We start from the raw sequence: 9,446 nt of genomic DNA on the forward strand, positions 1-9,446 counted from the left end.
CTGGGAGCAATCCCCTGAAGAGCCCGGGAAGATGACCCGGTTGATAGGTCACAGATGTAAGTATGGCAACATATTAAGTCGAGTGATACTAATAGCTCGTGAGGCTTGACCATATTACGAAAACCTTAAGGAAACTTACTTTTCCTTAAGGGCAAGAACGCCAACAAGGCATCTAACAAATGCCGCTTATGAACATCCATACAAGATGATCAGAAAACAATTCATTCGCTGTTGTGTTTGTAGAAGATAACACTACGAAAGCCAGGTGATAAGCCTGGCTTTTTTGTTTTCACGGTAGCCGGTGGCTCGGCTTTTTGTTCTGTTTCGCTTGTCTCGGATATCCCTGCAGTTCAAGGAGCCTTCTTATAGAATTCTGCTAAGAGAAGTAGGCCGGATCGAAATTCATCCAGATATTCTTCTTTGCCGGTCATGAAGTATACTTGAACAGAACCTTCATACAGTATAATAATTTTTTTCGCAAAGGATCGAATCTGTTTTTCGGATAAGACTGATTTTTTTTGAATCGGGTTGGTCCTTAAATACGCGGAAAAAATTTCCTCCCAATCCTGGATGGTATTGCTAACTTCATTTTCCGCCGAATGTAATTGCTTTTTGTCGGAGAAAAGATTCGAAGATCGTATTTGGTTCGAGAACACAGCAAACGGGCAACCTTTCAGGCGATGCATTTTTGCCTCTTTCTTAAGTGCGATCACCCAAGCCGTTACAACTCGCTCAAACTCGGAGAAGCGAGATGTCAGTTCCTTAAATAACTGAGCGTGTCGCTCTCGTCTAAGCCGAATGTATTCTAAGCCTACATCGCTCTTTTCCCGGAAATATTTGTAAAAACTGGCTTTGTGTACTCCGGATTCTTCCAGTATATCGTTTACTCCTGTGTTCGCAAAACCGCGCTCATAAAACAATTGGTCAGCAGTTTGAACGATTTTTGCCCGGGCCTTCACTTCGATTGCTCCTTTTATTACTGTCTATATTCTCTCATGTTTTAGGAAAGAAAAAAGAAAATAAAATAGACTTTTAAGTCTATTTTTCTGTTGACCGATCAATCGGATCCTGATAATTCAAAAGTAGACGTTAGAGTCTATTTTTGGAGTGTAGGTCATATGAAACGAATCTTGGTTGTTGGGGCTACCGGGGGACTCGGGCGATTTGTAGTCCAAGAGTTAAGAAAAAAAGGGTATTGGATTCGGGTCTTTTCCCGTTCTATCACGAAATTGAAAGTAATATCCGGTCTGTTCGACGATTCGGTATTAGGCGATATGCTCGACCCTAAAAGTATCGAATTAGTCGTTAGTGGAATCGATGCGGTAATTTCCTGTGCCGGAGCCAGTATGAATTTAAAAGATTTTAGAGAGAAAAGGACTTTCGAAGAAATTAATTTTCAGGGAAATTTAAACATACTTGATGCAGCTGTTAAAGCTAAAGTTTCGAAATTCGTTTACACTTCTTTTCTGCGTGTGGATGGAATACAAGAAGCGGAGTATATTAAAAGTCACGATCGTTTTTCTCAAGCAGTTAAGGAGTCCGGGATAGATTATGCGATCGTAAGACCGACCGCATTTTTTTCGCTTCTCCTCGAGTTTCTCACCTTAGCAAAAAAAGGAATCGGATTCGTGATCGGAAACGGGAAACCGAAGATTAATCCGATTCATGAAAAGGATGTGGCAAAGGCTGTGGTCGAGGCGCTCGAGGGAGATCTTAAGGAAATCAATATCGGAGGGCCTGATATTTTTACCCGAGACGAAATCACTGAGCTCGCATTAAGAACCTGTGGGAAGAAGAAAAAGCCACTGCACATACCTGTGTTTCTAAACCGGATCCTCATTCAATTGATAAGACCTTTCAATCAGAGGGTTTTTCAATTTATGCAATTCGGGAATATCGTTCATACCTTAGATATCATCGGTCCGCAATACGGAACCTTAAAACTCGAAGATTATTATAAGGAAGAATTAAATTCGCGCGAACTTTGACAAAGCATCTTGTAAGGAAGCAGCCGCATTTGTAGGGAAGTCGAGAGAGCGCCATGCTATATAGCCATCTGGGCGCACAAGTACAGCTCCTTCGCTTTCGACTCCGAAGCATTTTTGAAATGCGTTCGCATCAGTTAAAAGAGCGTCCAGACCGAATTGAACAAACTCGATCCGGAATGGCGACTGCAAAGAAAATTCAGTAGCGAGATCTTTCCAATCAGAACTTTCGGTGAGCAACACCCAACTTTTCTGAAATAGATCCAAAGTGGAAATTGTTTCCCCATTCCTTTTGATCCAAAAATGAGGAGCGCGAGTGCCTGGTTGCCCGGCCCATTGTTCTGGTCGTAGGGCAGGGGGGAGTCCATCCTCCACTTCTGATACCGAGGAGGAACGATAAAGTTGTCCGAACTCTATTGCCCTACTATCTAAGATTGGAACGGAGAGATCTTCCTCGCTAGCGTAGGCTTTGTAATCGTTCTTAGCAAAAATCTGCTGATAGCGAAGCCAAGCGATCGGCCTTCTTTCTTCCTCATACGTTTTCAATAAATCTACTTTTGATTGTCCGCTCAGAACTGCTTCTAGTTTCCAAGCAAGGTTATGAGCATCTTCGATTCCGGTGTTTGCTCCGTATCCACCTCGATTTGGGGGAAGAGTGTGCGCCGCATCTCCTGCGATGAAAATTCTTCCCGAAGAAAAAGAGTCAGCAATTAATGCACTTATCTCCCAACGTCCGGTAGTTACGACTTCCATCGGAACATCTTTTCGACCGATCGCTCTTGAGATATCCGATTCTAATTTTTCTAATGTTCTTTCTGCATCGTCCGGATAAAAGAGTACCCATCTTCCATCGTTGTACGTAGTGAGAAAGACATTGAATCCGGGTTGGTCTATCGTGAATTGGAAGAATCCTTTCTCAAGATATTCGTTCAGTGAAGCCTTGAATAGTACGCTTCTTCCTGTGTTCATATATCCTTTCCCTTTGCGTCCGATCTTTAAGGTCTCTCGGATTGGACTCCGATGTCCGTCAGCCGCGATCATATACTTTGCTCGAATCGAATATTGGTTTCCTTCGGAGTCTTTCACAAATGCGATTACTTCGTCGGAGGTCTGCTCAAAGCGTACTAGCTCGGTGCTGAATCGAAGATCTGCACCAAGTTCCTGAGCCTGCTTCTGGATCATCGGTTCTAAGCGGTCCTGGGCAATTGCGGACGCCCCGCACGGAGAGTATTCTAGGTTCGTCTCTTCCTCTGTTTGAGGAGACCAGGCTTGTTCTTCGAACCATTTCCCGGCAAGACTTTCCACTCGAATTCGGCGAACTCCTTTTTTGGATCCGCGGATTTGTGGAATATCTTCCGCTAAACCGGCAGATCGAAAAAGTTCCAAGGTCCTGGGTGTAAATCCGATCGCTCGTGGGTGGGGCGAACTCCCTGCGTGTTTTTCGATCAGTATAACACGAACTCCTTTCTGGGCCAAGAATAGCGCAGCCGAGGAGCCGACAAGTCCTCCGCCTATCACGAGCACGGAGCAGTTCTCGGTTGGTTCCGCGTTTTTTGTAGGATCTAAGAGCATTTCGTCCTTCATAAGAATTACCTCTAAAATATTTAAGTTACTTAAATATTTTAATAAATAAACTATATTTTTTAATCAACTTAAAAAATATAGTGAATTAAAAAATTGCAAAAAAAGGAAAATTTGAGATGCTGCCGAAAGGGCGGAATTTATGGGACTTCGTGAAGAGAAGAAAGCTAAGACAAAGAAAAGGATTTCTGATCTTGCCACTGGGCTATTTATCAAGAAGGGGTTTGCCAATGTGACCGTCGCCGAAATCGCACAAAAGGCGGAAGTTTCGGTGCCGACCTTATTCAATTATTTTCCTACAAAGGAATCTTTCGTTTTCGACGAGGATGAGGAACGGGAAAAAAGTTTTATCGACGCCATTTTACACCGAAAGAAGGGGACATCGATCTTAGATGCATTACAGGAACATGTATTAAAGAGTTCCGCATTTATACCCGAATATCTGCAGAACTATCAGTCTTTCCGAGAGTTGATCAAATCTACACCTGAGCTTTCAAACTATGAAAGGCTGATATTGATGCGTTATGAAAAATCTCTTGCTGATATTCTACAAAAAGAATCCTCCAGAAAATTGCAAAGAACGCAGGCTGAGGCGATCGCCCATTTTCTTCTGGATGCATTTTATCGCGCGATCGATTCTTCGAATCCTAAAGCGACTTTGGTTTCACTTTTTAAAATGATCCGGGAAGGTTGGAACGAATGATTTATAAAAAGTTACTATATATTTTCTTGGTTTTACTTTCTCTTAGGGTTGGTTCGGAAGAAAAGAAACCGGAAAATCATCTGGCTCGATTTAAAGCAGTCATATTTGACTATTTTGTAATCTTTGATGCAAATTCTGTCGTTTCCGAGTTAGAGAAAGTTTTTCCGGGGAAAGGGAGTGAGTTCGCTAGAATATGGCGGGCAAAGCAGTTCGAATATTGTTTTCTGCTTTCTGTCACGAATCGGCATGAGGATTTCTTGCGCTTAACGGAGGATGCTCTCGTCTACACTGCGAACTTTATGAAATTGAAATTGTCCTCGGAAAATAAATCACGTTTCTTGCAAACTTTTCTTACTCTCAAGCCTTGGCCTGATGCAATACAAACTCTCGAAAAACTAAAAAAGTCCGGTCTTCGGATCATCGTGCTTTCGAATTTCAGTGGCAAAATGTTAAAAGACAATGCGAATCATGCGGGGATATCCCACTACTTTGAGCAACTTATTAGTACGGAAGTTGACCGAAGCTATAAGCCGGATCCGATTGCCTATGAGTTGGGTAGAAGGAAATTGGGGCTAAAGAAGGAAGAGATTCTATTTGTCGCCTTCGGCGGATGGGATGTCTACGGGGCCAAGAATTTTGGATACACCACATATTGGGTGAATCGATTTCAGTTACCAGTAGAAGAACTTGGTCTACTTCCCGATGCGACTTCCCAAAATTTAGAAGGTCTTTCGAATTTTATTTTGAATCAGAAGTAACATTCAAATAGAAATTTTTCTGAAAGCAAATGCCCGTCTTTTCCTAGACGGGCGAAAGTGTTGTTCGCTAAGCAAGTATTAGTTTAGCCAAACCTTTTTGTATTCCTTTGCATATTCTTCAAAGGAAATAGGATCTTTTCCGGTAATTTCTTTCACGGAATTCAAGACAGGAGCTACATATCCTTCTTTCAACATCCCTGCGATATAAACTAGAAAGTCCGAATAGTCTTCTGGCACTCCGGCGGAAACCAATCCCTTTTTGAAGTCTGCGGGAGTGATATCAACGTATCCGACGGAAATACCGGTGGCCTTCGAAATTTTCTCTGCGACTTCTTCGTGGCTCAAAGATTCTTTTCCGGTGAGCGTGATTCCTTTTCCGTTCAAGCTATCATTTAGAAGTGCAGAGACCACTGAGGATGCAATATCTCTTACATCGATAAAACTGGTTTTTGCGTTTCCACCTGGGAAGTAAATCTTGCGATCTTTAAGAATTCCCGAAATCCAGAATGTCTGGAAGTTTTGCATAAACCAGTTCGGGCGTAGGATTGTGTAATTCAATCCGGAATTTTCTAAGGCAATTTCTAATTTTCTAAATGGAGCGTCGTCCGGTGCGTGATCGACTCTGATCGCAGACATAAGTACGACTTTCTTGATTTGCTTAGATTTTGCTCTCTCTATCCAAGGGTATAGAATCGAATACTGATCCGTGTAACCTGGTGGTGATAAAAGAAAGACGCGATCCACTTTGTCCAAGGTTTCCAATCCGCTGCCTGATTTATCCTTATCTACATGTACCCAATGTAGGTTTGGTGTTTCCTTCACCGATTCGGGTTTGCGAGTTCCGGCATAGACTTCATGTCCTTGCTCCAAAAGTTGTTTTATTACAAATCCAGAAACCAGTCCTGTTCCGCCGTATACAAATATCTTCATAGTTTTTTTGTTCCTCCGATTCTTATGATACCAGTAATTCGATATTTGGCTATGTCCCCGAATATAAAATGAATATCCAATCGTATAAATTAATAGACTTTTAGATAATATGGGCTAATCTATGAATTTGTGGGCCTCGGAGGATCAAACCGGGTGCAATATCAGTCCGATTCAGGACTTGATTCCGAGGAGAAATATGGACTTGTTATCTGAAATTTTGAACTGTGCGGCTTGGAAGAGCGATCTGCTAGCAAGGACATCGATGTACAAATCGTGGGGGCTTAAATTTCCCTGCGAAAAGAGTGGCGGTTTTCATATTCTATCTCAGGGTTCTTGTTTTGCTAGATTCAAAGGGAAGTCGATATCACTTGAAAAAGGAGATATTCTTTTTATCGCCAAGGGATTTGATCACGATCTAGTATCGACCCCGAATGAAAAAGCAGTTGATATCGATACATTTCGTAAGATCGCGGAGAAGCCCCAACCGCCTAACAAGACTCCGATTACAACCTTTGTTTCGGTTCGATATGAAGTGCCTGAACTTCCGCAGCACCCTTTTTTCTACGAGCTCCCCGATCATATCCTAGTTCGTTCTGGAGAAATTCCTTCGCATCATCCTTTGCACACTACTCTCGTGCTCATCTCTCAAGAAATCGATTCCGGTATAGGATCGGATTTGATACTACAAAGACTGACAGATATTCTTCTTTATTATGTAATACGCCATTGGTTGGAAACTCATCCAACTTCTTCGCCCGGTTGGCGGAACGCCTTTAAAGACGAGAAAATTCTGTCCGCATTAGAATCGATTCATAAAAGAATTTCTTATTCATGGACTTTGGAGAATCTCGCGAACTCTGTAGGCATTTCGCGAGCTTCACTTGCGAATCGTTTTAGGGACGTATTGGGTTTTACTCCAATGGACTATCTGGCAAGACTAAGGATAGAAAAGGGATACTCTTTGATGAAGGAGCAGAATACGACATTGGAAGAAGTTGCTAGGAATGTAGGATATTCTTCTGCATTCGCTTTTTCTAAAGCTTATAAAAGAATCCATGGTGTTTCTCCAAGAAACGCGGAAATGTCGAAGGTTTTCTCTTGAGGAGAGTTCCTGGTCTTGAGCTGTTATCGATATCAACGCAAAAAGTAATATCCAACTGAGCGAGGAGTCGAAGCCACGCACCAATTCCCGGCGTATCCTTGGGAGGGGCAGAAAGAAGTTAGCATCCAGCTCCTGTCATCTGTATTTGCATTATCTACCTGAACATGTGAATTTCTCTCCGACTCGGAACAGATAATGCTAAATTCCTTCAAGTCTTGGTTGATCCCTATTCCGACTGCTTTTAGATATGCTTCTTTTGCAGTCCAAAGTCGGAAGAATTGGGGAAAAATTTGGTGGCCAGGCTTCTTCGCAATTTCGTTATATTCCGATTTCGAGAAAAACTTTTCAGCAATATTCAAAGGATCTTCTAGTTCTCGAATTTTCTCGATATCAATTCCGATCTCACCTAATGCAGTAAATGCGAAAGCGATCAGATCTCCTGAATGGGACAAATTAAAATGGAGTCGCAAACCTATCGATTTATTGAGCACCGGTTTGCCGTTTCCAATTTCGGAAAATGCAATCGCTTTTGCCGGAATTCCTAAATAGACACTAAGCAATCGACGAAGTTGAGACCGGGATACAATGAAGAGATTCCTTGCTTGAATGCTTGCGAATGAGTTTGCTTTTGCGGTTTCTTCGGCCGAAAGATCCAGACTCATTGATTCGATTTTAGTAAGAGACGATTTGATACTAGAACACCAAATATGGATATCGAAAGAATGTAACGGAGGAGGTAACGCTTTCGGTAGCCAATAATCGGTTCTTTGCATTCTAATTACTATCGATCCAATAGTTTGGAAACGATCTCCACTAACGCAAGTCCGAGGGTCTTGTGGTCTTCTTGATCCAGATGCACTCCGTCCATTTTGCTGGATCCGACTACGGTTCCTGAGTCAAAATATTCGCAATCGAGTTCGTTGGAGACTTTTCGAAATGCCTCTGCAAGACCGACGCATTTTTTATTCCCACCTAAGAATTTTGGTGCAATCGGTCCTTTTGGCTCGCCTAACGCGGGGGGTACGACGACTAGAATCGGCGGTATTTTCATTCCCGGTTCAATCGGAGAACTTCGAATTTGGCCAATCACAGAAGCCAAGCCTTGCGAGGAATGCCAAGCATTGAGTTCATGCATCGACTGGAAATCGTTTGTTCCGAGCATGACAATGACAAGATCAAGCGGAGAAAAAATTTCGATCTTCTCCGAAATTCCTTTCGATCCATTCCTTCCGGGTTTGAAGGGATCATCCCAAGCCGTGCGTCTTCCGTTCAGGCAGTCTTCTATGATGCGGACTTTCTTGGATAGGTTCTTAGAATTTAAAGCGTTTTCTAAGACTCCCGGCCAACGTTCAGCAAAGGTCAATCTGTTCCTTGTCGTTGGTATGATTCCCCATGATAAAGAATCTGCATACAGCAAAACGGTTTTCAATTTCTGCCTCTTGTATCGATTTCACAAATTAGAAAATACGAATGATCGAATTTGAGATTTCAACTCGATCTTCGATACTTTCTGATCTGCTCTTGCTTACTTTCGAATTGCGGAAGCCAGTAGTAAACCACATTCTGGGGTCAGCGCGAACTCCATGCAGCACATGGAAAACATTTCCATCATTGGTTCAGGGAATGCATCCTGAGAAGATGTAACTTCTGAGATTCGATCCGCAATCTGCATAAGTGTCCGCTTTTTGCAATTCTCGTCGGGAATTTCTAAAATCTCTAATACACTAAATCCTGCGTTTTCTAACAGCTCGCGGTATTCGTCTACTGTAAGCAGTTTCTTGTTCAATTGCACAAGATTCGCATAGGTCTGGTATGCAGCGGACCTTTCCTTGCTCATCGGAGCCTGCAGATAAAAATCGGTTACTACGAAATTTCCTCCCGGAACCATGACTCTTGCGGCTTCTTTTAAAACTCTCTCACGGTCGGACATGTGCATCATCGATTGCAAAGCTAACACTGCATCGAAAGAGCCGTTTTCCATCGGCAAATTCATCGCATCTACTTTTGCAAAAGTAACTTTATCGGAGAGAGAAGCGTCTGCGGCCCTTTTTGCCGCTTTTTTCAGTTGCGCATTGCTAATATTGATTCCGGTCACTTTTACACCTAGATCTTGCGCAATCCTGACAGCTGCTTTTCCTGCTCCGCATCCGATATCCAAAAGATGTCCACCGGACGGAACAGTTAAATATTTCAACACCAGATCCGTAAATCTCTCGGTAGCTACAGATACATCGCTATCGTCCTCCTCGCTTTCCCAGTATCCATAGTGCATATTATCGTCCCAGATTTGACTTAACAGTTCGTCTCCCTGGTCGTAAAAGTCTCCGGCATCCGCCACTTCTGGCATCAGTTGTTCGCTCATATATTCTCCTTTTCTAATGCTCATT

General features: G+C 42.7%; 10 protein-coding genes and 1 rRNA gene. 5 read left to right on the forward strand and 6 right to left on the reverse strand.

Annotation, left to right across the window (positions count from 1 at the left end):
- Positions 1–113, forward strand: a 23S ribosomal RNA gene (locus tag CH373_RS15415); the annotation flags it as partial.
- 237 nt (positions 114–350) lie between these two features.
- On the opposite strand, the gene CH373_RS15420 is transcribed toward CH373_RS15415, so the two are convergent.
- Positions 351–959: a TetR/AcrR family transcriptional regulator gene (locus CH373_RS15420; RefSeq protein WP_165778851.1), complete on the reverse strand. Its 609-nt coding sequence runs from the start codon at positions 957–959 to the stop codon at positions 351–353.
- A gap of 159 nt (positions 960–1,118) precedes the next feature.
- On the opposite strand from CH373_RS15420, the gene CH373_RS15425 reads away from it, so the two are divergent.
- The gene (locus CH373_RS15425) at positions 1,119–1,988 is read left to right on the forward strand and encodes an SDR family oxidoreductase (RefSeq protein ID WP_100714665.1); all 870 of its coding nucleotides are present in this window, start codon (positions 1,119–1,121) and stop codon (positions 1,986–1,988) included.
- On the opposite strand, the gene CH373_RS15430 is transcribed toward CH373_RS15425, so the two are convergent.
- Positions 1,968–3,569, reverse strand: a complete 1,602-nt coding sequence (locus tag CH373_RS15430) for an FAD-dependent oxidoreductase (protein ID WP_100714666.1) — start codon at positions 3,567–3,569, stop codon at positions 1,968–1,970. The two genes, CH373_RS15425 and CH373_RS15430, sit on opposite strands and share 21 nt — an antisense overlap.
- 139 nt (positions 3,570–3,708) lie before the next feature.
- On the opposite strand from CH373_RS15430, the gene CH373_RS15435 reads away from it, so the two are divergent.
- Together CH373_RS15435 and CH373_RS15440 are read left to right on the forward strand one after the other, a co-directional pair.
- Positions 3,709–4,269, forward strand: coding sequence for a TetR/AcrR family transcriptional regulator (locus tag CH373_RS15435; RefSeq protein WP_100714667.1), 561 nt, complete (start codon positions 3,709–3,711; stop codon positions 4,267–4,269).
- Positions 4,266–5,027, forward strand: a complete 762-nt coding sequence (locus CH373_RS15440) for a haloacid dehalogenase type II (protein ID WP_100714668.1) — start codon at positions 4,266–4,268, stop codon at positions 5,025–5,027. Before CH373_RS15435 ends, CH373_RS15440 begins: the two co-directional genes overlap by 4 nt.
- A 78-nt stretch (positions 5,028–5,105) precedes the next feature.
- Here CH373_RS15440 and CH373_RS15445 read toward each other — a convergent pair whose 3' ends face one another.
- Entirely contained in the window at positions 5,106–5,957 is an 852-nt protein-coding gene (locus CH373_RS15445) for an NmrA family NAD(P)-binding protein (RefSeq protein WP_100714669.1), read from the reverse strand.
- 196 nt (positions 5,958–6,153) lie between these two features.
- Between CH373_RS15445 and CH373_RS15450 the strand changes: the two genes are divergently transcribed.
- The gene (locus tag CH373_RS15450) at positions 6,154–7,059 is read left to right on the forward strand and encodes an AraC family transcriptional regulator (protein WP_100714733.1); all 906 of its coding nucleotides are present in this window, start codon (positions 6,154–6,156) and stop codon (positions 7,057–7,059) included.
- Positions 7,060–7,091: 32 nt separating this feature from the next.
- On the opposite strand, the gene CH373_RS15455 is transcribed toward CH373_RS15450, so the two are convergent.
- From CH373_RS15455 to CH373_RS15465, 3 genes are all read right to left on the reverse strand, one after another.
- Positions 7,092–7,832: a 4'-phosphopantetheinyl transferase family protein gene (locus CH373_RS15455; protein WP_100714670.1), complete on the reverse strand. Its 741-nt coding sequence runs from the start codon at positions 7,830–7,832 to the stop codon at positions 7,092–7,094.
- 8 nt (positions 7,833–7,840) lie between these two features.
- Positions 7,841–8,488 (reverse strand): SGNH/GDSL hydrolase family protein, encoded by a 648-nt coding sequence (locus tag CH373_RS15460; protein WP_100714671.1) that lies wholly within the window; start codon positions 8,486–8,488, stop codon positions 7,841–7,843.
- Positions 8,489–8,584: 96 nt separating this feature from the next.
- The gene (locus CH373_RS15465; RefSeq protein WP_165778852.1) at positions 8,585–9,421 is read right to left on the reverse strand and encodes a methyltransferase domain-containing protein; all 837 of its coding nucleotides are present in this window, start codon (positions 9,419–9,421) and stop codon (positions 8,585–8,587) included.
- Positions 9,422–9,446 lie beyond the last annotated feature (25 nt).

Source organism: Leptospira perolatii, from assembly GCF_002811875.1.
Taxonomy (GTDB): Bacteria; Spirochaetota; Leptospiria; order Leptospirales; family Leptospiraceae; genus Leptospira_B; species Leptospira_B perolatii.

Excerpts from the sequence above, each read along its gene's own strand:
- CH373_RS15425 (WP_100714665.1), top strand. The coding sequence starts at position 1,119 with ATGAAACGAATCTTGGTTGTTGGGGCTACCGGGGGACTCGGGCGATTT.
- CH373_RS15430 (WP_100714666.1), bottom strand. The coding sequence starts at position 3,569 with ATGAAGGACGAAATGCTCTTAGATCCTACAAAAAACGCGGAACCAACC.
- CH373_RS15435 (WP_100714667.1), top strand. The coding sequence starts at position 3,709 with ATGGGACTTCGTGAAGAGAAGAAAGCTAAGACAAAGAAAAGGATTTCT.
- CH373_RS15440 (WP_100714668.1), top strand. The coding sequence starts at position 4,266 with ATGATTTATAAAAAGTTACTATATATTTTCTTGGTTTTACTTTCTCTT.
- CH373_RS15445 (WP_100714669.1), bottom strand. The coding sequence starts at position 5,957 with ATGAAGATATTTGTATACGGCGGAACAGGACTGGTTTCTGGATTTGTA.
- CH373_RS15450 (WP_100714733.1), top strand. The coding sequence starts at position 6,154 with ATGGACTTGTTATCTGAAATTTTGAACTGTGCGGCTTGGAAGAGCGAT.
- CH373_RS15455 (WP_100714670.1), bottom strand. The coding sequence starts at position 7,832 with ATGCAAAGAACCGATTATTGGCTACCGAAAGCGTTACCTCCTCCGTTA.
- CH373_RS15465 (WP_165778852.1), bottom strand. The coding sequence starts at position 9,421 with ATGAGCGAACAACTGATGCCAGAAGTGGCGGATGCCGGAGACTTTTAC.